The sequence below is a fragment of the Nakamurella endophytica genome, assembly GCF_014646215.1.
Lineage (GTDB): Bacteria > Actinomycetota > Actinomycetes > Mycobacteriales > Nakamurellaceae > Nakamurella > Nakamurella endophytica.
The window spans coordinates 88,135-111,834 of sequence record NZ_BMNA01000003.1 but is presented as its reverse complement, the minus strand read 5'-3'; the positions used below and the strand labels follow the sequence as shown (position 1 = coordinate 111,834).

The 23,700-nt window shown below is 75.5% G+C and carries 19 protein-coding genes; 9 read left to right on the top strand and 10 right to left on the bottom strand.

All coding sequences use genetic code 11. The features are described from left to right. The first annotated feature begins 50 nt into the window (after positions 1–50). Entirely contained in the window at positions 51–1,478 is a 1,428-nt protein-coding gene (locus tag IEY37_RS07640) for a peptidoglycan-binding domain-containing protein (protein WP_188940969.1), read from the top strand. Between the two features lie 39 nt (positions 1,479–1,517). Here IEY37_RS07640 and IEY37_RS07635 read toward each other — a convergent pair whose 3' ends face one another. Next, positions 1,518–2,057 (bottom strand): TetR/AcrR family transcriptional regulator, encoded by a 540-nt coding sequence (locus IEY37_RS07635; protein WP_188941469.1) that lies wholly within the window; start codon positions 2,055–2,057, stop codon positions 1,518–1,520. A gap of 86 nt (positions 2,058–2,143) precedes the next feature. Between IEY37_RS07635 and IEY37_RS07630 the strand changes: the two genes are divergently transcribed. Both IEY37_RS07630 and IEY37_RS07625 read left to right on the top strand, forming a co-directional pair. Next, positions 2,144–3,049, top strand: coding sequence for an aldo/keto reductase (locus IEY37_RS07630; RefSeq protein ID WP_188940968.1), 906 nt, complete (start codon positions 2,144–2,146; stop codon positions 3,047–3,049). A 217-nt stretch (positions 3,050–3,266) separates the two neighbouring features. Further along, on the top strand, positions 3,267–4,232 hold the full coding sequence (locus IEY37_RS07625; protein ID WP_229674144.1) for an SIMPL domain-containing protein: 966 nt from the start codon (positions 3,267–3,269) through the stop codon (positions 4,230–4,232). 66 nt (positions 4,233–4,298) lie between these two features. Here IEY37_RS07625 and IEY37_RS07620 read toward each other — a convergent pair whose 3' ends face one another. The 3 genes from IEY37_RS07620 to pdxY form a co-directional block, all read right to left on the bottom strand. After that, the gene (locus tag IEY37_RS07620; RefSeq protein ID WP_188940967.1) at positions 4,299–8,297 is read right to left on the bottom strand and encodes a S8 family serine peptidase; all 3,999 of its coding nucleotides are present in this window, start codon (positions 8,295–8,297) and stop codon (positions 4,299–4,301) included. Positions 8,298–8,436: 139 nt separating this feature from the next. Beyond that, on the bottom strand, positions 8,437–8,895 hold the full coding sequence (locus tag IEY37_RS07615; RefSeq protein WP_188940966.1) for an SRPBCC family protein: 459 nt from the start codon (positions 8,893–8,895) through the stop codon (positions 8,437–8,439). 106 nt (positions 8,896–9,001) lie between these two features. After that, positions 9,002–9,862, bottom strand: coding sequence for a pyridoxal kinase PdxY (gene pdxY, locus IEY37_RS07610; protein ID WP_188940965.1), 861 nt, complete (start codon positions 9,860–9,862; stop codon positions 9,002–9,004). A gap of 189 nt (positions 9,863–10,051) precedes the next feature. Here pdxY and deoC point away from each other — a divergent pair, with 189 nt between their 5' ends. Then, the gene (gene deoC / locus IEY37_RS07605) at positions 10,052–10,822 is read left to right on the top strand and encodes a deoxyribose-phosphate aldolase (RefSeq protein ID WP_229674143.1); all 771 of its coding nucleotides are present in this window, start codon (positions 10,052–10,054) and stop codon (positions 10,820–10,822) included. An 813-nt stretch (positions 10,823–11,635) separates the two neighbouring features. Here deoC and IEY37_RS07600 read toward each other — a convergent pair. Further along, positions 11,636–11,926 carry a hypothetical protein gene (locus IEY37_RS07600; protein ID WP_229674141.1) on the bottom strand — a complete coding sequence of 97 codons (291 nt, stop codon included), beginning with the start codon at positions 11,924–11,926 and terminating at the stop codon, positions 11,636–11,638. Here IEY37_RS07600 and IEY37_RS07595 point away from each other — a divergent pair. The 5 genes from IEY37_RS07595 (at position 11,892) to xylB (ending at position 18,028) form a co-directional block, all read left to right on the top strand. Next, a complete protein-coding gene (locus IEY37_RS07595; protein WP_229674139.1) occupies positions 11,892–12,890 on the top strand; it encodes a sugar ABC transporter substrate-binding protein in 999 nt (332 codons plus the stop codon). The two genes, IEY37_RS07600 and IEY37_RS07595, sit on opposite strands and share 35 nt — an antisense overlap. Before the next feature lie 215 nt (positions 12,891–13,105). Continuing rightward, a complete protein-coding gene (locus IEY37_RS07590) occupies positions 13,106–13,891 on the top strand; it encodes an ATP-binding cassette domain-containing protein (RefSeq protein ID WP_188940963.1) in 786 nt (261 codons plus the stop codon). Further along, complete coding sequence (locus IEY37_RS07585) at positions 13,888–15,249, top strand: sugar ABC transporter permease (RefSeq protein ID WP_188940962.1); 1,362 nt, start codon at positions 13,888–13,890, stop codon at positions 15,247–15,249. The genes IEY37_RS07590 and IEY37_RS07585 overlap by 4 nt, the downstream gene beginning before the upstream one ends. Positions 15,250–15,325: 76 nt before the next feature. Further along, entirely contained in the window at positions 15,326–16,570 is a 1,245-nt protein-coding gene (locus tag IEY37_RS07580; RefSeq protein WP_229674137.1) for an ROK family protein, read from the top strand. Positions 16,571–16,636: 66 nt separating this feature from the next. Further along, positions 16,637–18,028, top strand: coding sequence for a xylulokinase (gene xylB / locus IEY37_RS07575; RefSeq protein ID WP_188941466.1), 1,392 nt, complete (start codon positions 16,637–16,639; stop codon positions 18,026–18,028). Between the two features lie 58 nt (positions 18,029–18,086). Here the strand turns inward: xylB and galK are convergent, their stop codons facing one another. The 5 genes from galK to IEY37_RS07550 form a co-directional block, all read right to left on the bottom strand. Continuing rightward, positions 18,087–19,319 (bottom strand): galactokinase, encoded by a 1,233-nt coding sequence (gene galK / locus IEY37_RS07570; protein ID WP_188940960.1) that lies wholly within the window; start codon positions 19,317–19,319, stop codon positions 18,087–18,089. Then, positions 19,316–20,341, bottom strand: a complete 1,026-nt coding sequence (gene galE, locus IEY37_RS07565) for a UDP-glucose 4-epimerase GalE (RefSeq protein WP_188940959.1) — start codon at positions 20,339–20,341, stop codon at positions 19,316–19,318. The genes galK and galE overlap by 4 nt, the downstream gene beginning before the upstream one ends. Further along, a complete protein-coding gene (gene galT, locus IEY37_RS07560; RefSeq protein WP_229674129.1) occupies positions 20,338–21,621 on the bottom strand; it encodes a galactose-1-phosphate uridylyltransferase in 1,284 nt (427 codons plus the stop codon). The genes galE and galT overlap by 4 nt, the downstream gene beginning before the upstream one ends. 35 nt (positions 21,622–21,656) lie before the next feature. Beyond that, a complete protein-coding gene (locus IEY37_RS07555; RefSeq protein WP_188940958.1) occupies positions 21,657–22,538 on the bottom strand; it encodes a DeoR/GlpR family DNA-binding transcription regulator in 882 nt (293 codons plus the stop codon). A gap of 102 nt (positions 22,539–22,640) precedes the next feature. Further along, positions 22,641–23,660 (bottom strand): DUF3533 domain-containing protein, encoded by a 1,020-nt coding sequence (locus IEY37_RS07550; protein ID WP_188940957.1) that lies wholly within the window; start codon positions 23,658–23,660, stop codon positions 22,641–22,643. Positions 23,661–23,700 lie beyond the last annotated feature (40 nt).

Sequence of the window (23,700 nt, the reverse complement as noted above, 5' to 3'; positions counted from 1 at the left end):
CCGCATCCCGGGGGACCGGGACGGCGCAGCGCAGCGAGGAGGTGCGACAGGTGCCCGACGAGCCCGCCCGGACGTGTCCGTCCTGCGGCGCGCAGGTCGCCGCGCGGTTCTGCGGCGTCTGCGGGACCGACCTCGGTGTCCCGCCGGCCGCCGCGGCCGGGGACGTGCCGCTGCTCACCCACGGCGCCGCCTCCGGTCGCGGTGGGCCGGCAGCACCGTCGGCCGGTTCCGACGACCCGGCGACCCAGCCGCTCCGGCCGGTCCGGCCGCGCACCGAGGGTCCGGTGGCGGCCACCCCGGGCCTGTTCCCGACGGAGGCGCTCCGGGCGCCGGGAGCCCGGGCCTGGTCGCAGGTCCCGGACCGGCCCGCCGCGCCGGGCCTGTTCCCCGGCTGGACCGGCATGCAGCCGGCGGTGCCGGTGGCGCCACCGGCCGGGTCCCCGCGGCGGCGCGCCCTGGTCACCGTGCTGGCGGTGGCGGCGGCCACGGCGGTCGTCGTGCTGGTGGCACTGCTCGTCGCCCCGCGGTGGAGCGGCAACACGGCCCAGCCCGATCCGCAGGTGACCGCGGTGCCGGCGACGTCGCCGGCGCCGTCCACCGCACCGCCGCCCACCGTCGCCACGACTCCGGTCACGTCGCCGAGCCCGTCCGCGACGCCGTCCACCCCACCCTCCGCGACCGCCGGGTCCACCGCGTCGGGCGCGTCGGCGCCGTCGACCCCGGCGCCGACCGGGACGGGCGGGACCGGCGTGCCGCCGGAGACCACGGTGACCGTCACGGCGACGGCGACGGCCTCCGGCACGGGCAGGGCCCCCGGGTCGGGGACCGCCGGCTCGCGCACCGCACCCGGGACCGCGCCGGCGCCGCGCACGCCGGCCGCGAGACCGACCCGGCCGTCCGGCCCGGCGGTGCTGCCGCTGGGGGTGCCGCGGCGCGACATCGGCTGCGGGTCGGGCTGGGTGGTGCAGCTGGCGTCGGAGCTGACGCCGGAAGCCTTCCGCGAGCGCGTCGCCGCCCTGCGCGCCGCGGGTCAGCTGCCGGCCGGGGCGCGGGCGGCCGTCTCCACCGCCTCGTGCCGGATCTTCAGCAACCAGGCCAACACCTACGTGCTGTACGCGGGGCCCTTCGGCAGCCCCTACGACGGGTGCGCCGCCCGGCTGGCCGGGCCGCCCGACGCCTACATCAAGGGCGACGACCCGCAACGGGCGCTGGACTACGTCTCCTGCCTGTGCCCGGCGGACACCGCCCGGCTGCCGGCGGTCGTCGCGTCCGGCCAGCGCGGGGTGTGGGTCGGTGAGCTCCAGCGGTCGCTGGCCGGGCACCTCGGCTACCGGATCGGCGACCTGCAGGGTCACTGGGGGACCTACACCGCGGGCACCCGCGCGGCGGTCGTCCGGTTCCAGGCGGCGGCCGGCCTGCCGCCCACCGGGCGGGTCGACGGGTCGACCTGGCGGGCGGTGCGTGCGGCGCAGTGCTGACCGCGGCGGCGTCGACGCTCGGGACGCCGCTCGCTGCGGTCACCGCGCCCGGAGCCCGTCGACCAGGAGGTCGAGCATGCGGTCGGCCTGGTCCCGGGTCGCCGGGCCACCGGCCACCATCATGACCCCGGCCATCAGCGCGATGACATCCTGCGGGTCGACGTCCTGACGCAGCGCCGTGCCGGACAGCAACGTCCGGACCGCCCCGTCCAGTTCGGCCCGGGTCGACCCCGGCGTGATGACGCCGCCGGCGACGATCTCGCGCAGCGTCTCCGCCATCCCGCGCTTGGTGGTCACGAAGTCGGCGTACCGGCCGAGCCAGGTCCGCAGCGCGCGTTCGGCCGGCAGCGTCCGGGACAGCGGCTCCGCGTCGGCGCACAACTTCGCCAGCTCGGCGCGGTACACCGCCTCGACCAGCGCCTGCCGCGACGGGAAGTGGCGGTACAGGGTGCCGATCCCGACGCCGGCCTGCTGGGCGATCGACTCCAGCGACACCGTGTCCGAGCCCGTCGCGAAGGCCGTCGTGGCGACGTCGAGCAGCCGCCGGCGGTTGCGGACGGCGTCCGTCCGTCGCGCCACCATCCGGAGGCACCTCCGCTTCTGCTACCGTCCGTTGAAGCGGAGGAACCTCCGCTTCAACGGCATCCTAGCGAGAGGTGGCCGGCATGACCGGTGACGGGACGGGCAGGGACGGGCGGCTGGCCGGGGCCGCGGTGGCGCGCGTCGGGTTCGGCGCCATGCAGCTCGAGGGCCGGGGACGGCCGCTGTCCGACCAGGACGCCGTCGCCGTGGTGCGTCGAGCCGTCGAGCTGGGGGTCGACCACTTCGACACGGCGGAGTTCTACGGTGGCGGCACCGTCAACCGCCGGCTGCACGCCGCCCTGGCACCGTACGACGACGTCGTCGTCGTCACCAAGGTCGGCGCGGAGACGACGGACCGCGGTCTGGCCCTGGCGCAGCGGCCGGAGCAGCTGCGTGCCGCCGTGGAGGCGAACCTGCGCAGTCTGCGGATGGACCGGCTCCCCGTCGTGAACCTCCGGCGGGCGGACCAGCCGCCGGGCCTGGTCGCCACCGGCGACCAGGTCGTCGACCTGGACAGCCAGCTCGCCGAGCTCACCGCGCTGCGCGAGGCCGGCAAGATCGCGGCGATCGGGCTGTCCAACGTGGACCTCGGCCAGCTGCGGGCGGCGCTGCCGGCCGGCATCGTCTGCGTGCAGAACGCCTACAGCGTCCTGCACCGCGACGGCGAGCCGCTGCTGCAGGAGTGCGAGCGTCACGGCATCGCTTGGGTGCCGTACTTCCCGCTCGGATCCGCCTTCGGCGGCGACGCGGCCGGACCGCACTCCTCCGCCTCGCGCCCGGTGCCCGCGGATCCGGTCGTGCGCGCCGTCGCCGGTCGGCTGGGCGCCACGCCGGCGCAGATCGGCCTGGCCTGGCTGCTGCAGCACAGCCCCGTCACCCTGCTGATCCCCGGCACGTCCGGTGTCGCGCACCTCGAGCAGAACGTCGCCGCCGGGCGGGTGCGGCTGGACGCGGCGGCCGTCGCCGAGCTCGATCGGCTCGCCGGCTGAGCCGTTCGGGCACGCGCCGGAGACCGCGGCCCCGCCACGCCGCCCGTGAGTCCTGTGCGGCCGAGGGCCGGTGCGCCGCCAGAGGGCGTCGCCCGACAACGAGACGGCCCGACGACACAGCCCGACGACACAGCCCGACGACACAGCCCGACTCGGCGGGCAACCCCGCCGCGCACCGGTTCCGTCCTTGGGGGCACCCACGCCCCTGGAGGACACCATGACCGCAGCGACGCCCGTCCCACCAGCGACACCGGCGCCAGGAGCGACACCTGTCGCGCCGCCGTCCCGGGCCGTCCCGTCCCGCCACCGGCTGCCGGCGGCCGTCGCCGCCGCCGTCGCGACCGTGCTGGCGGTGGCGGCGGGCTGCTCCACCGGTACGGCGGCGGGGGACACGCCTGCCCGGGCCGCCGGCGAGTCCGCGACCGGGCAGGCGCCGGTCACCGTCACGGTCACCGAGACGGCCCCACCCGCTGCGCCGACCACTGTGACGACCGCTGCGCCGACCACTGTGCCGACCACCGCACCGCCGGCCGGCCAGGCCGTCGGCGGGTCGACGCCGGGACCCGCCTGGGTCGTCACGGCGCAGGCCGTCGGCACGGCGACCGGCGCCCCGGACACCCTGACGGTGCAGCTCGGTGTGCAGACCCGGGCGAAGTCGGCCAGCGCCGCCCTCGCCGACAACAGCACGCGGGCGGCGGCCGTCATCGCCGTGCTCAAGAGCAGCGGCGTGAAGCCCGCGGACCTGCGGACCGCGCAGCTGTCGATCAACCCGGTGCGGAACCGGGCCGGCGCCGTCGCCGCCTACGACGTGCAGAACGTGGTCGTCGCCACGCTGCACGACATCGCGCGGGCCGGCGCGCTGATCGACGCCGCGCAGCGGGCCGCCGGCAACGCCATCCGGGTCGACTGGATCGGCTTCTCGATCGCCGACGACAGTGCGGTGCGCGCCGCGGCGCGTGCCGACGCCGTGCGCCGCGCCCGGGCGCAGGCCGAGCAGATGGCCGCTGCGGCCGGCCTCGCCCTCGGACCGGTGCAGTCCATCACCGAGAACCCGCGCACCGACGGTTACAACCCGGCATACGGGTACGCCAGCGGAGCGGCGTCGGCCGGCGCCGCCGCACCGATCGAGCCCGGCAGCCAGGACCTCTCCGTCACGGTCGAGGTGGTCTTCGCGCTCGGCTGAGCCCCGCCCGGGGGTGCCGCGGTGGCCGCCCCCCGGCAGCAGCCGCCGGGCCGGGTCGACCGCCCGTCAGGTCCGGCGTCGCCGGCGGCCCAGCGCCAGCACGACGAGCCCGGCGGCCAGCAGGCCCAGCCCCGGGCCGGCCAGGTCGCCGACCGCGACACCGGTGGCGGCCAGCTCCGGCGCCTGCGCGACCGGCGGGGTGCCGGCACCGCCCGCCGCCACCGTCGACGTCACCGTCGTCACCGGCGTGGTCACCGGCGTGGTGGTCGGGGTGGTGGGCGCGGGGCCCGGGGCCGCGGAGGTCGGCGTGGTGGTGGTGGGTGCGGTCGGCGTTGCCGAGCTGCTGGTCGGCGGCTCAAGCGCGGCGGCGACGGTGTAGCGGTAGGGGAACACCGCCAGCACGTCGCCGCTGTTGCTGGTGATCGGCCCGTCGGCGTCGTCCTCCTCCGCGCCCTGCACGGCGGTCTCGACGGCCAGCAAACCCTCAACCGTCGAGCCGACCGTCGACGGCACGTGCAGCACGGCGGTGACCGTCGCCGTCGCGCCGGGTGCCACGACGACCGGTGCGCCGGTGGACACCGTCCGGTCCCGGGCAGGCGTCCGGACGGTGGCCCGGACGGTCGCCGTCCCGGACGGGCTCGGGGTGGTGCCGACCGGACCGGGCGGCCAGAGGTTGAGCCGCCAGAGACCGGGTGCCAGGTCCTCCGGACCGATGGTGAGGGTGGACACCCGGCCGGTGGTGCCGAGCAGGTCCGGCGCCTGCGTCGACGTGATGGCCTCGAGGATCGTCGGCACGGTGGCCGTCGCCGTGACGGTCATCGAGCTGCTGAAGGCCGGGACGACGACGGCCGGCGGGTTCGAGGCGTCGGTGAACGGCAGGGTCACCGACGGCCCGCCCTGCACGGGCAGCTCCACGGTGGCCGGCGTCGCCGACCGGGGATCGGCCAGGACCTGCAGCGGGGACGGTCCGGGGTTGCGCAGCTGCAGGCGGACGGTGCGGGTGGTGCCGGCGGGCAGCGACCCGCCGTCCGGCAGGCCCGACGAGGACGGGTGCAGGGCGTCGAGGGCGACGGTGATGTGGAAGCCGGCCGTGTCGGTCGGGACGGGCAGCAGCGCGCCCCACACCGACACCACCAGCCGCCAGCGTCCCGGTACGGGTTCGACCACCGTGCCCTGCAGGGCACGGCCGGGGTCACCGTTGCCGGGCGAGGCGTTGGTGAACACCGACCGGGGGGTCCCCGACGGGTCGACCAGCACGCCGGTGACCAGCGCCAGCGCGGAGAGGTCGATCGTGCTCGACGCCGTGACGGAGGACCGCCCGGCCGGGACGTCGAACTCCCAGGTGCCGACCTGGCTGGGGGCGCCGCCGCGGCCGTTGCCCGGACGCAGCCGGCCGTCGGCGGAGGCGGCACCGGAGGTCAGGTCCAGGGGGCGCCGCAGCAGGACCGGTGCGGCCAGCGCGGCGCCGACGCGCAACGTCGCGGCGGTGTCGCCGGGCGTGTCCGGCACCGGCACCCGGACGGCCAGGTCGGTGCTGGCGCCCGGCGCCAGCGTCCCGGACGACGTCGTGGCCAGCACCTGCCGGCGGCCGACGTCCACGGTGAGCCGGCCGGTGAACGGCATGCCGGTGTAGGCCTGGACCTGGATCGTCCAGCGCCCGCCGGCCGGGTGCGGGATCCAGATCTGGCCGCCCAGGGTCGAGGTCGAGATGCCCCAGGCCGCCGCCGTGCCGTCGGGGTCGAGCGCGGTGAGCACGGCGACGGTGTGCTGGGCGGCCGGGGTGCTGAACAGCTGCACGTGGGCCCAGGCGGCGCCGGCCGGGACGTCGACCTCGTGGGCGGAGGCGACCATCGGGACGCCGATCAGGCCGTCCTGGTAGCTCGGCAGCCGGCCGGCCGCGGACAGGTCGACGTCCTCGACGATCCGCTCGGGAGCGTCGTCCGCGGTGACGGACACGGAGTCCAGCGGTACCGGGTCCGGGCCGGTGTTGGTCAGCCGGGCGCGGACGTCCGCCGTCGCGCCGGCCAGGGTGGCGGTGACCGGGCCGGCCACCAGCGACCCACCGGCCGGGACGGGCGGTGTCGCCGCGGCGGCAGCCGCTGGTGTGACGGCGGCGACAGCCGCTGGTGTGACGGCGGCGACAGCCGCTGGTGTGACGGCGGCGACAGCCGCTGGTGCCGCCGCCGGGGATGCTCCGGCGGCGCGGGTTCCGGCACCTGTCGCGGCGGCTGTCGCGGCGCCTGCCGCGGCGCCTGCCGCCGGTGTGGCGGAGGTGGCCGTCGGTGTACCGGAGGTGGCCGCCGTACCGGAGGTGGCCGCCGCACCGGAGCCGGTCGGCGCGGCTACCGAGGTCTGGGCGGTGCCGCCCGGTGCCGCCGGGCTCGCCGTTCCGGTGCCGGCCCCGGTGCCGGCGGTGCGCTGCGTCGCCGGGGCGCCACCGTCCAGCGTGCGCGCGGCCAGCACCGCGGCGTGGGCGTCGACGAGGCCCCAGCCCTGCTGGTCCGACGGCAGCCCGAGGTCGGCCGAGGTGCCGGTGAGCAGCCGCTTGACGTCCGCGGGACTGGGGTCGCGCCCGTCGTGACCGGCCCGGTACGCCTGGATGACCAGGGCGGCCGCTCCGGCGACCAGCGGCGCCGACTGGCTGGTGCCGGCGAACGGGATGATGTCCGACGGCCGGCCGTTCGGCAGCGTGCACTGCTGGTAACGCGGGTCGGTCGAGCAGGCGCTCCAGCCGTAGTCGCCGGGCGCGACCACGTCGATGGTCCGGCCGTTCATGGTCGGCCCGGCCGACGAGATGGCCGAGGTGGTGGCGTCGCTCCAGGTGCCGTTGCCGAACCGGGTGATGCCCATGCCGCCGACCTGGGTGGCGAGCCGGCCGGCGACCGTGGCACCCACGGAGATCACCGCGGGGTCGGCGGCCGGGCTGCCCACGGTCGAGTTGCCGCCGGCGTCGCCGGAGGACACCACCACGGTCACCCCGGCGGCCACCGCGGCGTCGTCGGCCGCCTGGACGGCCATCCGCAGCGACGTGTCGGGGATCGAGTTGGAGCCGAACGACTCGCTCAGGATGTCGACGTGGGCGACGGCCACCGAGTAGTCGATCGCCTGGACCGCCGCGGCGGTGCTGACCGTGCCGGCGTCGTAGACGTTCGTGACGACCATGTCCGCGGCCGGGGCCATCCCGACGAGTCGGACCCAGCAGTGCCCGTCCGGGAGCCGGACCGCGGTCGGGTCGACAACCGCGGCCAGGTCGTGAGCGACGGTGCCCTGGGCGCCGATGGCGGAGACGTCGCCGAAGGCCTCGGCGGCCTCGCCGCTGCCGTCCAGCCCGTCGTGGGTGTAGCTGCGGTACTCGACCACCGCCCGGCTCCCGTCCGGGCGGACGAGGTCGCGCTGGGCCGGGTCGAGATAGGTGGTGACGACGCCCACCCGCAGGCCGCGGCCGTCGTAGCCCAGCGCGGCGGCGGTCGGTGCCGCGGGATCGTCCGAGCGGGCCCGCAGGATCTGCACGGCCTCCGGCTCCAGCTGCGGGTCCTCGCGGGTGCCGGTGCAGACCTCGGCGGGCGCATCCGTGGGCGGCAGCGTGGCGGCGGCCGGCCGGCTGCCGCCGGTGGCGGCGGTGCCGGTGGAGCGGGTCCCGCCCGGGAGGCCGCGGGGGGCCGCGGTGCCGCCGATGGCCGTGCCGCCGGCCCCGCCGGACGCGGCACCACCGGCCGGGACGGGAAGCGGCGCGTCCACCGCCACTCCGGCGACCCGCGGATCCGCGGCGAGCCGGGTCCGCTGGGCGGCGGTCAGCGCGGCGATCACGACGTTGGCCGTCCGCAGGTGGCGGACCCGCTGCGGGGCCGGCCCGGGCAGGGCGGCCAGCACGGCGTCCTGCTGGGCGGCCAGCCGGTCGGCGCGGCGCAGCACGGGCACGCCGGCGAGCTGGTCCCGCAGCGTCACCACGGTGTCGGCGGCCGGCCCGGTGTCGGCGGCGGCGGCCGGCACGGCCGTCACCACCGGACCCAGGGTCAGCACGGCGCCGACGAGGACGAGGGCGCCGAGGCGGCGCGGACCACGCATGCCGAGCAGTGTTACAGATGGTGTCCGAGCCTGCGCGGAGAGTCAGACGAATCCGCGGAGGGCGCGCAGTGACAGGCCCCGGACACGGACGACGCCCCGGCGTCCGCAGGGACGGCCGGGGCGTCGGGCAGCGCCGGGATCAGCTGGGCCGGGGGACGTCCCCGCGCCACTGGCCGGTCTCGCCGCCGCGGCTCTCGATGAACTCCTTGAACCGCTTGAGGTCGGCCTTGACCTGGTGGTCGTCGACCCCGACGACCGAGCCGACGGTCTCGAGCAGGCCCTCGGGCTTCCAGTCGATCTGCACGGTGACCCGCGTCTTGGCGTCGTCGAGCCGGTGGAAGGTCACCACGCCGGCGTGGGTGGTGCCGTCCGTGCTCTTCCAAGCCACGCGCTCGTCGGGGTGCTGCTCGGTGATCTCGGCGTCGAACTCGCGCTCGACCCCGCCGATCGAGGTCTTCCAGTGCGTGTGCCGGTCGTCGGTCTGCGTGATGCTGTCCACGCCGCCCATGAAGTTCGGGAACGACTCGAACTGCGTCCACTGGTTGTAGGCCGTCCGGATCGGGACGTCCACGTCGATGTACTCGGTCACGTTCGCCACGGTGGTCTCCTCGCTGATGGTGTCAACGGTCGACGGCCCGGTACCACGGGGGACGGCGGCCGAAACAGCCTCGACCGGTGCGGCCGCACCGACGCGAGCCTGCCGGTCAGTCGGCCCAGAGCTGCTCGACCGGGAACTCGCACGCCGGGTGCGCCAGGGCCTCCTGTGCCTGGACCAGCCGGATCTCCCGGGCGCCGTCGCGGTGGGTGCGCTCCATCACGGCGAACACCGACGACGCGACGCGCGCCAGCGCTGCCGGCACCCCGGCGGACAGGTGCGCCAGGAACAGCGCTGCGGTGACGTCACCGGCGCCGTTGACGTTCAACGGCAGGCGCGGCGTGCTCACCAGGTAGCCGCCGGAGCCGTCCACGGCGACCATGCCGATCCGGTCGTCGGGCAGGCCGGCGTGTTCGACCGAGGTCACCAGCACGGTGCCGGGACCCGCCGCCCGCACGGCGGCCGCGGCCCGCCGCAACCCGTCCGGAGTGGCGACGTCGGCCAGCTCGACACCGGCGAGGAAGGCCAGTTCGAACAGATTCGGGGTGACGACGTCCGCCTGCGGCACCACCCGGTCACGCATGAGCTCGGGCAGGCCCGGCAGCACGAACATGCCCCGCCCGACGTCGCCCAGCACGGGGTCGCAGCAGTAGACGGCGTCGGGGTTGAGGGCGCGGACCCGGCGCACGGTGTCCAGCACCACCTCGGCGACGCCCGGCGATCCCTGGTACCCGGTGAGCACCGCGTCGGCGGTCCCGAGCACGCCCCGTTCGGCGATGCCCTCGACGACCTCCGCGACGGTCTCGGCGGGGAAGACCGGCCCACGCCACTGCCCGTACCCGGTGTGGTTGGAGAAGTGGACGGTCAGCACGGGCCACACCTCGTGCCCCAGCCGCTGCAGGGGGAAGGTGGCGGCACTGTTGCCGACGTAGCCGTAGGCCACGGACGACTGGATGGACAGGACGCGCATGCGGGCAGAGCCTAGGCGGCGCGGCGCGGCCACCGGCGCGCCGTGTATACCGTGCGGGTCGTCGGGAACAGCCCGGCTCGGGCACCGGAGGCAAGCACCGCGCAGGCGATGCCCCCGGCCGGCGAGGGCGCCGGTCCTGCGCACCGGGGCCGGCGCCGACGAGGATCCGCGGGCAGCGAGGAGGCGAGCGTGGTGGGCTCACCCGTGTGGCCGGACGCCGTGGCGCGGCTGCTGCGCGACGACCCCCCGGCGTCGGACGTCCACCCGGCTCTGGTCCTGCCGCCGGCGCAACTGGCCGGCCGCATCCAGCACGCCCTCGTCGGCGAGGCCGTCACCGAGCGGCAGGTCCGGGCGCACGTCCGGGAGGCCCTGGAGCACGGCTTCGACGCGGCCGTCGTGCCCCCGTGCTGGGTGTGGGCGGCGCGCGACGAGATGCGCGGCACCACAGGGCGCGTCGGGTCCTTCATCGACTACCCGCACGGTTCGTCGACCACCGCGGGGCGGGTGGGGGAGGCGGCGTCCCTGGTCGACGCCGGCGTCGACGAACTCGACTGCACCGTCAACGTCGGGTACCTGCTGTCCAGCCGGTTGCCCGAGTTCGCCGCGGACCTGGCCGCGGTGGTCCGGGCCGCCGCACCGGTGGGCGTCAAGCTGATGCTCGAGCTGCCGCTGCTCGATGCCCGGCGCCGGGAGCGCGCGGTGCAGGCGGCGGTCGACGCGGGTGCAGCGTTCGTCGTGAACGCCTCCCGCGGGGCCGTGGGCATCGCCGACCCGTCGACGGTGTCCTACCTGCGCCGCTCGGTCCCGCCGTCGATCGGCGTCAAGGCCGCCGGCGGGATCAAGACGATCGAGCAGGTGCGCGCCGTGCTGGCGGCCGGCGCCGACCTGGTCGGCACGGCCGCCGGGGTGCAGATCGTGACCGGACGCGGCCAGGTGCCCGGGTCGCTGTACTCGTACTGACCCACTGCCACTCCCGCGGGCTCGTCCGCGGGCGATCCCGGACGCGCCGGATGCGGAAGCCGTCGTCGTGCCGGCTGCGTGGGGATCCGGGACGGCAGCCGCCCGGAACCGGGCGACGTTCGTCCCAGGGCGCCGGTGCCGGGTCCCGGCGCCCCGGCCGGGTGGCGGGCAACCCGGTCCGCCGCCACCCTGTGCCCACGCCGTCGACGGGGCGACGACCGCGGCTCCCGCGGGTCCTGGCGGCGCTCACCGCGTCGGGCGACAGGGCGGCCGGATCCAGAGTGGTGTGGAGCGATCCGAGGACCCGGCCGGCCGGTCCGGTGCCGGTGGCCGCCGCGGCTGCGGTGCCACCGGCGATGTTTCGGCATCGTGACCAATTCGGTGAGACGGTGACCTAACAGAGACCTTCGACCACGAAAGAGTGCCTTGACACGGTCGTTCGGGCTTCCTTACTTTGTGTGGTCGCTGACCTTTCTCCCGTGCCGCGTCCGGTCGGACGGGCTCGGAGGGGTGGCGACACCAGTGCCGGCACGCCCGCCGGCCCTACGTCAGGGGACATCGATGTCGGCAGCGGTCGCGCACCCGGGTCTGGTACCCGTGGCTGCGGTCCGACCCGCTGCACCTCTGCCCGCCCCTGTCCTCCGCCCCGCCCCCGTGGACCCCCTGTCCCGGTCGGCGGGCACCGCTCCCGACGCCCGCCGCTCCAGGCGGACGCGCACCTGAGCGTCCCGTCACCGGCGGCTGCACGGCGTCCGGTGCCGAGCTCCACCCCCGCCAGGCCGTCCGGCCCGGCGTGCAGAGAACGAAGGGAAACTAGATGCGGCTCAAGACCTCCGCCGGGGTAGGCCTGCTCGTGGCCGGCGCCCTGGTGGTCGCGGCCTGCGGCAACAGCACCAACTCGTCCGGCTCCTCCAGCTCCTCGTCGAGCTCGTCCTCGGAGAGCTCGTCGGCGTCCTCGGTGGCGTCGTCGTCCGCCACGGGCGGCTCCGACAGCTCCACGGCGATGTCCTCGGACACCGGCTCGTCCTCGATGAGCTCCGGTGCCAGCTCGTCCTCGATGAGCTCGGGGATGAGCTCGGGCAGCACCAGCTCCGGCGGCGGCACCGTCTCCGGCAAGGTCGGCGTCATCCTCCCGGACACCAAGTCGTCCGCCCGGTGGCAGACCAAGGACCAGCCCACCCTCGAGGCGGCCTTCAAGAAGGCCGGCGTGGACGCCATCGTCCAGAACGCCCAGGGTGACGCGGGCCAGATGACCACCATCGCCGACCAGATGATCACCCAGGGCGTCAAGGTCCTGGCGATCGTGAACCTTGACAACAACTCCGGTGCGGCCATCGAGAAGAACGCCGCCAGCAAGGGTGTCAAGACCCTCGACTACGACCGGCTGACGCTCGGCGGCAGCGCGGACGCCTACATCTCGTACGACAACATCAAGGTCGGCGAGCTGCAGGGCCAGGGTCTGGCCGACTGCCTGGGCCAGGGCGACAAGAACATCGTCTACCTGAACGGCTCGCCGGACGACTCCAACGCCACCGACTTCGCCAAGGGCGCGCACAACGTCCTGGATAAGATCACCAGCTACAAGGTCGTCGCCGAGCAGGCCGTCCCGAAGTGGGACAACCAGCAGGCCGCGACCATCTTCCAGCAGATGATCACCAAGACCGGCGGCAAGATCGACGGTGTGCTGGCCGCGAACGACGGCCTGGGCAACGCGGCGATCTCCCAGCTGAACGGCGCCAAGATCCCGGTCACCGGCCAGGACGCCACCGTCCAGGGTCTGCAGAACATCCTCGCCGGCACCCAGTGCATGACGGTGTTCAAGGACGCGAACAAGGAGGCCCAGGCCCTGGCCGACGCCGCCATCGCGCTGCTGAAGGGCGAGAAGCCGGCGACCACCGGCACCATCAAGGACTCCAAGTCCGGCCGTGAGGTGCCCGCCGTGCTGCTGACCCCGGAGTCGATCACCATCAAGAACGTCCAGGACGTCATCAAGGCCGGTGGCCAGACCGCCGCGGACGTGTGCAAGGACCAGTACGCCGCGCTGTGCAAGGCCAACGGCGTCAGCTGATCCCCGGGCCGCCGGCCGGGTGAGCGGTTCCCGCCACCCGGCCGGCCGGCCACCGCGGGGGGGGACACCTCCCGCCGCACCGGAACGGCGCGGAACCGGCGGCTCCGCCGCTTCCGCGCCGTTCAGCGCCGTTCAGCGCCGTTCAGCGCCGTCCAGCGCACCGCACGTCCCTCCGCCGTCACCGGCGCCGCGACATCCGAGGAAGGGCACCACAGATGACGTCAACCCAGGAACCCATCCTCGAGTTGCGGGGGGTGAACAAGAGTTTCGGTGCGGTGCAGGTGCTGCACGACGTCCACCTCGCGCTCTACCCCGGCCAGGTCACCGCCCTCGTCGGCGACAACGGCGCCGGCAAGTCGACCCTCGTCAAGTGCATCGCCGGCATCCACCAGATCGACAACGGCGACTACCTGTTCAACGGGTCGCCGGTGCACGTCACCGGTCCGCGCGACGCCGCAGGGCTCGGCATCGAGATCGTCTACCAGGACCTCGCGCTGTGCGACAACCTGGACATCGTCCAGAACATGTTCCTGGGCCGCGAGATGAAGAGCGGCGTCGTGCTGGACGAGGCCCACATGGAGAACCGGGCCAAGGAGACGCTGGCCTCGCTGTCCGTGCGGACCGTCTCCAGTGTCCGGCAGCTGGTGTCCAGCCTGTCCGGCGGCCAGCGGCAGACCGTCGCGATCGCCAAGGCCGTGCTGTGGAACTCCAAGGTCGTCATGCTCGACGAGCCCACCGCCGCACTGGGTGTCGCGCAGACCCGGCAGGTGCTCGACCTGGTGCGCCGGCTGGCCGACAACGGCCTGGCCGTGATGCTCATCAGCCACAACATGAACGACGTCAAAGAGGTCTCCGACCGGATCACCCCGCTGTACCTCGGCCGGGTGGCCGCGGACGTCGCCGCCGCCGACGTGACGACCGGACAGATCGTCGAACTGATCACCACGGGCCGCAGCGGCGACATCGGCCTGTCCCGAGCACTGGCCCAGGAGTCGGCATGACCACCCCCGACGGGCAGCAGAACGCGGCCGCGGCTTCTGGCGACACCGCGCTGGGCGAGAACGCCTCCGAGGGCACCGGCGGCTACGACGGCGAGGCCGCCACGCTGTCCACCGCGCTGGAGGCGCGCACCGCCTTCTCCGGCGACCGGTCGGCCGTCTCGGTCGGCGAGTACTTCCAGGCCTACCGGAACCGCATCCGCGGCGGCGACCTCGGCGCGCTGCCGGCCCTGGCCGGCCTCGTCGTGCTGGTCGTCGTCTTCGCGGCCCTGCGCTGGAGCACCTTCACCAGCGCCAGCAACTTCGCCAACCTGCTCACCCAGGCGGCGTCCATCACCGTGCTCGCCATGGGCGTCGGCTTCGTCCTGCTGCTCGGTGAGATCGACCTGTCCGCCGGCGTGATCGGCGGCGTCGGCGCGTCCATCTCCGCCCAGCTGATCGACAAGCAGGGCATGCCCTGGTGGGTCACCGTCATCATCGCGGTGGCCGTCGGCCTGGCGATGGGCGTGCTCACCGGCTTCCTGGTGACGATCGTCGGCATCCCGTCCTTCGTCGTGACCCTGGCCTTCTTCCTGGCCTGGCAGGGCGTGCTGCTGGCGATCGCCAGCGAGGGCGGTTCCATCCCGGACACCAACCCGGTCATCTTCGGCCTGACCCACAGCTCGGTGTCCCTGCTGTGGAGCTGGGTCATCGTCATCGCGGCCATCGTGGTGTGGGCGGCCTACGTCGCGGTCACCGCGCAGCGGCGGGCCCGGCAGGGCCTGGCGCAGCCGCCGCTGACCGTGCAGCTGCTCAAGGTCGGCGGTGTCGGGTTGCTCGCCGTGCTGGCCACCGCGGCGCTGTCGATCAACCGGGCGCTCATCGGCAAGCCCGACCAGGGCATCCCGTGGATCGTGCCGATCGTCGGCGTGCTGCTGGTGATCTGGACGTTCGTGCAGAGCCGCACCCAGTTCGGCCGGTTCGTCTACGCGGTCGGCGGCAACAAGGAAGCGGCCCGCCGGGCCGGCATCCGGGTGCCGCGGATCATCATCGCCTGCTTCGTGATCAGCTCCGGCATGGCCGTGTTCTCCGGCATCATCGAGGGCTCGCGCATCGGGTCGGTGACGGCCAGCTCCGGTACCGGCAACCAGCTGCTGTTCGCCGTCGCCGCGGCGGTCATCGGCGGCACGTCGCTGTTCGGCGGCCGCGGCAAGGCTCGCGACGCCATCATCGGCGGCCTGGTCATCGCCCTGATCCCCAACGGGCTCGGCCTGATCACCGACAGCTCGGTCTGGACCTACATCATCACCGGCGCCGTGCTGCTGCTCGCCGCGAGCGTGGACGCCATCACCCGCCGCCGGCGGGCCAGCTCCGGCCGGTGACCGGCCGGCAGCTCCTCGCGGGATGAGCGCCCCGGCCCGACGACGGCCCGGGCGTCCGACACCGTCGGCGCCCGGCGTGCGGACGGCCGGCGTCCGTCCCGCGCCGGACACCCCCGCGGACCAGGCCACGGTCCGCCGGCTGAACCTCGGGCTGCTCATGCGCAGCCTGCTGGCCGGCGGGCCGCGCTCCCGGGCGCGGCTGGCGCAGGACACCGGGCTGACCAAGGCCACGGTGTCCGCACTGGTCACCGAGCTGGCGGCGCGCCGGATGGTCACCGAGGGCGCGGTCGACCGGGGCGGCGTCGGCCGGCCCGGCCGGATGGTCGAGGTCGACACCTCGGTCGTGCGCTGCGTCGGCCTGGAGGTCAACGTCGACCACGCGCAAGGGGTCGTCGCGGACCTGACCGGCCGGATCCTGGCCCGCCGCCGGCTGGCCATCCCGCTCGCCGACCTGGGCCCGGCGCTGGGCATCGCCCGCGCCGCGGAGCTGGCCGGCGCCCTGATCCGCGATGCCGGGTGCGATCCCGAGCAGATCGAGACGCTGTTCCTGTCGGTGCCGGGGATGATCGACCAGGACGCGGGCATCCTGTCGTACGCCCCGAACCTGCACTGGCGGCAGGTGGACATGGCGCACGCGCTGATGGGCCGGCTGCGCTGGCCCAGGGCCAGGGTGGCGGTCGACAACGACGCGAACCTGGGCGCGATGGCCGAGTACGCGATCGGCGCCTCCGCGGGCAGCAACAACCTGCTGTACCTGGTCGGCGAGATCGGGGTCGGCGCCGGCGTCATGCTGGACGGCACCATCGTCCGCGGCCGGATGGGGTACGCCGGCGAGGTCGGGCACATCCCGATCGGGCCGCCGGACACGGTGTGCGGCTGCGGGCGGCGGGGCTGCTGGGAGACCGTCGTCGGGCTGGCGGCGCTGGTACGGAATGCCATGCCGGGCGGGGTCACGGCCGGCGAGGCGCTGCCGCGCCTGGACATGGCCCAGCAGCTGGGCGCCATCCGCGAGCGCGCGGGGCGCGGCGACCCGGTCGTGCTGGCCGCGCTGGCCGACGTCGGCCGGTGGATCGGCATCGGGGCGTCCGTGCTGGCCAACGTGCTCGATCCCGAGGTGATCATCCTCGGCGGCTACTTCGCCGAACTGCAGGAGTGGCTGCGGCCGGCGGTCACCGCCGAGATGGCCGCGCGGGTCGTCGCCGAACCGCAGGCGTGCCGGCTGGAGTTCTCGCTGCTGGGTTTCGAAGCGCCCGCCATCGGGGCCGCGCACGCCGGTATCGACCTGCTCGTCGGCGACCCGTCGCTGGTGGCCGTGGCGTGATGCCGGCGCGGGCACGGTGATTCGCGGCGCGGGCGCGCCGCGGGGGAGGATGGGCCGGTGACTTCCGTGAACGAGACTCTCGTCGCCGGCATCGACTCCTCGACCCAGTCGGTGAAGGTGCTGCTGGTCCGGGCGGACGACGGCGTCGTGGTCGACGAGGCCTCGGCGCCGCATCCGAACGGTACCGAGGTCGACCCGCAGGCCTGGTGGTCGGCGCTGCAGACGGCCGGGTCCGGGTTGCTGGAGCGGGCGTCGGCCATCGGCGTCGGCGGCCAGCAGCACGGCATGGTGGCGCTGGACGCCGACGGTCAGGTCGTGCGGCCGGCGCTGCTGTGGAACGACCTGCGGTCGGCGCCGCAGATCGCGACGGTCGTCGACCACCTGGGTGGTCCGCAACGGTGCGCCGACACGATCGGCTCCGTGCCCGCCGCGTCGTTCACGGTCACCAAGCTGCGCTGGATGGCGGAGAACGAGCCCGAGCGGGCGGCGCGCACCGCGTCGGTGGCACTGCCGCACGACTGGCTGACCTGGCAGCTGGCCGGCGGTGCTGCCGCGGGGTCCGCCCCGACCACCGACCACGGCGACGCGTCGGGGACCGGCTACTACTCGCCGGCCCACCGGGACTGGCTGCCCGACGTGGCGGCGTGGGCCCTGGACCGGGACGTCGCCCCCGAGCTGCCCCGCCTGGTGGCGCCCGGCGCCGTCGCGGCGCACACCCCGGCCGGGGTGCCGCTGTCCGCCGGCACCGGCGACAACATGGCCGCGGCGCTGGGCCTGTCGATCGGCGACGGCGACGTCGTGGTGTCGATCGGCACGTCCGGGACGGCGTTCTGCGTCGCCGACGCACCCACCGCGGAGCCGACCGGTTCGGTGTCCGGTTTCGCCGACGCCACCGGCCGCTACCTGCCGCTGGTCTGCACCGTCAACGCCTCCCGCGTGCTCGGGGTCGTCGGGCGGCTCCTGGGCGTGGACCACGCCACGTTCGCCGAGCTGGCGCTGGCCGGGCGGCCGGGTGCCGGCGGGCTGACGCTGCTGCCCTACCTGGACGGCGAGCGGACCCCGAACCGGCCGGACGCCACCGGCGTGTTCCGCGGCCTGACGTCCGCGGTGACCCGCGAGGACCTGGCGCGGGCGGCGGTCGAGTCGCTGCTGTGCTCGCTGGCCGACGCGGTCGACGCGCTCGGGATCACCCCGACCCGGATCCTGCTCATCGGCGGCGCCTCGCGGAACCCTGCGGTGCAGCAGCTGGCCCCGGCGGTGTTCGGGCAGCCGGTCGAGGTCATGCAGCCCGGCGAGTACGTCGCGCTGGGCGCCGCGCGGCAGGCGGCCTGGGCCCTGTCCGGCGCCCCGACGCCGCCCGAGTGGCCGGCCGCCCCGGCCGAGCGGTTCGAGGCCGAGCCCACCCCGCAGGTGCGCGAGGCGTACGCGGCGCTGCGCGAGGACACCGCCGGCTGGTGACCCGGGCGGTGCCCGCGCCGCTCGGGCGGCACCTCCCGCGCTGCGACACCCCGGCCGGTCAGCCGTCGGCGCCCGCGCCGTCGGCCGGGGAGACCAGCCGGAGGACCGGCGCGGTGAAGCCGGCCCGGGCGAAGGCCCCGGTGACGGCCGCGCCGACCTCGTCGACCCGGTCCCGGTCGACCAGCGCGATGACGGACCCGCCGAAGCCGCCGCCGGTCATCCGCGCCCCGGCGGCGCCGGCGGCCAGGGCCGCGTCGACGGCGACGTCCAGCTCGGCGCAGGAGACCTCGAAGTCGTCGCGCAGGGACGCGTGCGAGGCCACCATCGCCGGGCCGATGTCGCGGACGGCGCCGGTGCGCAGCAGCTCCACGACGGCGCGCACCCGCTCGTTCTCGGTGACCACGTGCCGGACCCGGCGGCGGGTCTCGTCGTCGCCGAGCCCGGCCAGCGCGGCGTCCAGCTCGCCGGGTGCGATGCGGCTCAGCGAGTCCACGCCGAGGGTCTCCGCGGCCGCCTCGCAGGTGGCCCGCCGGCGGGCGTACTGGCCGTCGGCCAGCGAGTGGTGGGCCCGGGTGTCCACGAGCAGGGTGACCAGCCCGGCGGTGGCCGGGTCGAAGGGGATGTGCTCGGTGCGGTCCGCGCCGACGTCGAAGAACAGCACCGTGCCGGCCCGGCTCGCGGACGAGGCCATCTGGTCCATCAACCCGCACGGCACGCCGACGAACCGGTTCTCGTCGAGCTGCGCCACCCGGGCGAGCTCCTCCGGTGCCAGCCGGTCGCCGGCCAGCGTGGCCAGCGCCAGCGCGGTGGAGCACTCGACGGCCGCCGACGACGACAGCCCGGCGCCGACCGGCACGGTCGAGTCCAGGGCGAGGTCCGCGCCGGCCGCCCGGTGGCCCCGCTCGGCCAGCGCCCAGGCGGCACCGGCGACGTAGCCGGCCCAGCCGGTGACCGCGCCGGGCTCGAGGCCGTCGAGATTGACCTCGACGGTCTCGCCCGGCTGCTGGCCGGAGACGACGCGGAGCCGGCCGTCGTCCCGCGCCCGGACCGCGACCTGGGCCCGTGCGTCGATGGCGAACGGCAGCACCAGGCCCTGGTTGTAGTCGGTGTGCTCGCCGATCAGGTTGACCCGCCCCGGGGCGCTGAACACGGCGTCCGGCGCGCCGCCCAGCACGCGCCCGAACAGCTCGGCGGCCCGCGGGACCGCACCCCCGGACGCTCGGGAGGACGGGTCGTCCGGGTCGGCGGCCGCTCCCGCGGCCGATCCGGTGGCCGATCCGGGGGCCGTCACCGGGCAGTGGTCGGCGCAGTGGCCGGTGCGGTGGCCGGTGCGGTGGCCGGCGCAGTGGCAGGAGCACTGGCCGCCCGGTCCTGCGCGAAGGCCCAGGCGTCGGCGACCATCCCCCGCAGGTCGCGCTCGGGCGTCCAGCCCAGCCGCTCGCGGGCCCGGTCGCCGGAGGCCACCAGCCGGGCAGGGTCGCCGCTGCGGCGCCGTGCCACCTCGACCGGGACGGTCCGGCCGGTGACCTGCTCGATGCAGGCGATCACCTGCCGCACCGAGTAGCCGCTGCCGTTGCCCAGGTTGCAGATCAGGTGCTCCCCGGGCGCGGCGGCGGTCAACGCGAGCACGTGCGCCCTGGCCAGGTCGGCGACGTGCACGTAGTCACGGATCGGCGTGCCGTCCGGTGTCGGCCAGTCGTCGCCGAAGATGCTCAGCCGCTCCCGCCGGCCGGCGGCGGCGTCCAGCGCGATCGGAATCAGGTGGCTCTCCGTGCTGTGCCGCTCGCCGGCGCCCCACGCGGCGCCCGCGACGTTGAAGTACCGCAGCGAGACGGCGGCGAGCCCGGTGGCCGTGCACTCGTTGCCGATCATCATGTCGACGGCCAGCTTGGTGGCGCCGTAGGTGTTCGTCGGCCGGGTCGGCGCCGTCTCCGGGATCGGGACCTCGTCCGGGTCGCCGTACACCGCGGCGGTCGACGAGAACACCAGCCGCGGGATCCGGTGCTCGGTCACCGCGTCGAGCACCGCCCGGGTGCCCATCACGTTGGTGTGCCAGTACAGCGCCGGCTGCTGCACCGACTCGCCGACCAGCGACTTGGCGGCGAAGTGCAGCACCGCGTCGAAACCGCCGCGGGCCAGCACGTCGCCGGTCCGGCCGATGTCCTCGCGGACCAGCTCGGCGCCGTCGGCGACGGCGTCCTCGTGGCCGGTCGAGCAGTCGTCCAGGACGACCACCTGGTGGCCCTCCTGCAGCAGCAGCCGGGTCACCACCGAGCCGATGTACCCGGCCCCGCCGAGCACCAGGGTCTTCACCGTCGTTCCTCCTCGTCGCGAGGGGTCTCCGCCCGCCCGCCCTGCCCGTCCCGCACGGGTCCGTCCGGTCCACCGCCACCCACGTCCGCGCCGCCCACATCCGCGCCGCCCACGTCCGCGCCGCCCGAGTCGGCGCCGTCCACGTCCGCGCCGTCGACCTCGGGCGCCGGGACGACGACCTGCCGCAGCCGCTCCGCGGCGGCCTCCGGTGCGATGTCGTTGATGAAGGCGCCCATCGCCGACTCGGAGCCGGCCAGGTACTTGAGCTTCCCGACCGCCCGCCGGATCGAGAAGATCTCCAGGTGCAGGCCCCAGTCGTCGCGGCCCTGCCGCACCGGCGCCTGGTGCCAGGCCGAGATGGCCGGCAGGGTGTCGGCGAACACGCCCTCCATGCGGCGCAGCACCTCCAGGTACAGCAGGGCGAGCGCGTCCCGCTCCGCGTCGTCGAGCGCCGCGAGGTCCGGGACCCGGCGGCGCGGGTACAGGTGCACCTCGACCGGCCAGCGGGCGGCGAACGGCACGAAGGCCGCCCAGTGCCGGTTCCCGGCGACCACCCGGGAGCCGTCGGCCAGCTCGCCGGCCAGCACGTCGTCGAACAGGTTGCGGCCGGTCCGGCGGCGGTGCTCGGCGACCGTGCGCAGCATGGCCGAGGTCCGCGGGGTGACGAACGGGTAGCCGTAGATCTGGCCGTGCGGGTGGGCCAGCGTCACGCCGATCTCGGCGCCGCGGTTCTCGAAGCAGAACACCTGCTCGATGCCCGGCTGCGCCGACAGCGCCTCGGTCCGGTCCACCCAGGCCTCGATCACCGTGCGCACCCGCCGCGGCGGCAGCCGCGAGAACAGGGCGGTGTGGTCCGGGGTGAAGCAGACGACCTCGCAGCGGCCGTTGCCCGGCGCCGCGACGAACGAGCCGCGGTCCTGCGGGTCCGCCGGCACCGGTTCGCCGGCTCCGCCGAACGACGGGAAGCGGTTCTCGAAGACCACCACGTCGTAGTCGGGCGACGGGATCTCGCTGGCGTTGGCCGGGGTCGACGGGCACAGCGGGCAGGCGTCGGCCGGCGGGTGGTACGTGCGGGTCTGCCGGTGCCCGGCGATCCCCACCCAGTCGCCGGTCAACGCGTCGTACCGGGCCTGCGACGCGGGCACCACGACCGGCAGGTCGCGGGGGTCGTCGAGCACGCGGACCGGGTCGGCGGTCTCGTCGAAGTACACGATCTCCCGGCCGTCGGCGAGCCGGGCGGGCAGCCGGTGCAGGTCCGGAGAGCGGAGGCTGGCGGTCACGGGGGCTCCTGCGTCGGCGGCGGCCGGGGGCGGGGTCACGACGCCCGCCCGCCGGAGGTGGCGGGGTCGGCGTCCGGGTCGGCGCCGGCCGGGTCGGACCGGGGCTCCGGCGTCGGGATGATGACCACCTCGCCGACCTGGTCGGCCAGCACGGCGGCCGCCTGCTCGTCCAGTCCCTCGTCGGTCAGCAGCGTGGACACCGCGCGCAGCGGCGCGATCTGCGCCAGCCCGACGACGCCCCACTTCGTGTGGTCGGCCACGACCACCAGCCGCCGGGCGGACTCCACCAGCGCCCGGTTGGTCTCGGCCTCCATGAGGTTCGGCGTGGTGAGGCCGGCGTGCTCGTCCATCCCGTGCACCCCCATGATCACCATGTCGACCCGCAGCGACCGGATCGCCTGCACGGCGATCGGCCCGACCAGCCCGTCCGACGGCGTCCGCAGCCCGCCGGTGAGCACGACGGTGAGGTCGGACCTGGAGTGCTGTTCGAGCACGTCGGCCACCTTCAGGGAGTTGGTGACCACCGTCAGGTCGGGGATCTCGGCCAGGTGGCGGGCCAGGGTCCAGGTGGTGGTGCCCGCCGTGATGCCGATGGCCATCCCGGGGCGGACGAGGGTCGCCGCCCTGGCCGCGATGGCCTCCTTCTCGAGCAGTTCCCGGACCCGCTTGACCTCGAAACCCGGTTCCACGGCGCTCGCGGTCTCCACCGCGGTCGCGCCGCCGTGGACCTTGGTGACCAGCCCCTTGCGGTCCAGGACGTCCAGGTCGCGGCGGACCGTCATGTCCGAGACGCCGAGCAGCGCCGTGAGTTCGGCGACCCGGACGCCGCCGGCACGGCGGACCTGTTCCAGGATGCGGGCCTGCCGCACCTGTGCCAGCACGGCCACCTCCGGAGCGCCGCATCCGGTACGCGGCATCCCGGACAGGATCGCACACCGTCCGACAACGAGCCCGGCCTCGGTGTGAGGTTCTGTGCGGATCCACAGCCGGTCGGCGCGAGGCCCGGGTGGGCGGCCGGGTCAGAGCACGGCGGTGCGGGCGCCGCCGCGGCGTTCCCGCAGCACGGCCGCCACCACGGTGAGCAGCACCCCGGCGACCGCCCAGGCCGCGAGGACGAGCAGCGGGCCGGTCACCGAGGCGCCCCCGAAGTAGGTGAGCTGCCGGACGGTCGTGGTCCCCGCGCCGTTGGGCAGCACCGGGCTCAGCGCCCGCCAGAACGGCGGCAGCACGGACGACTGGTAGGCGCCGCCGGCACTCGGGTTGCCCAGCACGACGAAGACCAGCACGGTGACGCCGATACCGATGACGCCGAACAGGATCTGGAACGCCATGGTCACCGTCGCCGCGGCCGCGACGACCAGCGCGCCGACCCAGGCCAGCGCCCAGAAGTGGCCGGTGAGCGCGTGCAGGGCGGTGTCCACCACGAGCGCGCCGCCGATGCCGGACGCGATGGCGTACGGCACCACCGCGCCGAGCCGGAACCACGCCCGGCGCAGGTTGGCCGGCCGGCTGCCGCGGGCGACGCCGAGCAGCGCCGCGAGGAGGTAGCCGCCGACGATCCACCCGATGACCAGGTAGAAGCCGGTGAGCCCGCGGGCGTCGCCGGGCTGCAGCGGCACGACGTCCTGCACCTGGACGGTCCGCTGCTGGGCCGCATCCACCCGTTCCACCACCGTCTGCACCGCGGTGACCACCGACGCGCCGCCGCCGGAGGCGACGAGCAGGGTGTCCCGGGTGCCGCCCGCGTCGTAGAGCAGCACCGCGGAGGTGTCGCCGCGGGCCAGCCGCGCCCGGGCGGTGGCCTCGTCCGGTGCGGCGCTGGCGTCCAGCGGGTCGCCGGCCAGGCCGTTGAGCTGCCCGACGAGCTGCGGTGCGGCCTGGGCCGGTGCCACGACGGCCACCGGCACCCGGTGCGGAGTGGGGGCGTGGAAGGCACCGACGTAGCTCAGGATGAACCCGAGCTGCAGGAGCAGCACGCCGACGACCAGGGCCACGGTGCGCAGGCCGATGGCGTCGCGGAGCTCCGCGCCGAGCGTCATCCGGGTGGCGTCGCCGGCCGCCGTCCGCGGGCGGTCGCCG

What these genes read in the sequence shown, in the direction of transcription:
- IEY37_RS07595 (WP_229674139.1), top strand. Translation starts at nt 11,892, where the DNA reads ATGAGCTCGGGCAGCACCAGCTCCGGCGGCGGCACCGTCTCCGGCAAG.
- IEY37_RS07620 (WP_188940967.1), bottom strand. Translation starts at nt 8,297, where the DNA reads ATGCGTGGTCCGCGCCGCCTCGGCGCCCTCGTCCTCGTCGGCGCCGTG.
- IEY37_RS07585 (WP_188940962.1), top strand. Translation starts at nt 13,888, where the DNA reads ATGACCACCCCCGACGGGCAGCAGAACGCGGCCGCGGCTTCTGGCGAC.
- IEY37_RS07630 (WP_188940968.1), top strand. Translation starts at nt 2,144, where the DNA reads ATGACCGGTGACGGGACGGGCAGGGACGGGCGGCTGGCCGGGGCCGCG.
- pdxY (WP_188940965.1), bottom strand. Translation starts at nt 9,862, where the DNA reads ATGCGCGTCCTGTCCATCCAGTCGTCCGTGGCCTACGGCTACGTCGGC.
- IEY37_RS07555 (WP_188940958.1), bottom strand. Translation starts at nt 22,538, where the DNA reads ATGCCGCGTACCGGATGCGGCGCTCCGGAGGTGGCCGTGCTGGCACAG.
- IEY37_RS07625 (WP_229674144.1), top strand. Translation starts at nt 3,267, where the DNA reads ATGACCGCAGCGACGCCCGTCCCACCAGCGACACCGGCGCCAGGAGCG.
- IEY37_RS07550 (WP_188940957.1), bottom strand. Translation starts at nt 23,660, where the DNA reads ATGACGCTCGGCGCGGAGCTCCGCGACGCCATCGGCCTGCGCACCGTG.
- IEY37_RS07590 (WP_188940963.1), top strand. Translation starts at nt 13,106, where the DNA reads ATGACGTCAACCCAGGAACCCATCCTCGAGTTGCGGGGGGTGAACAAG.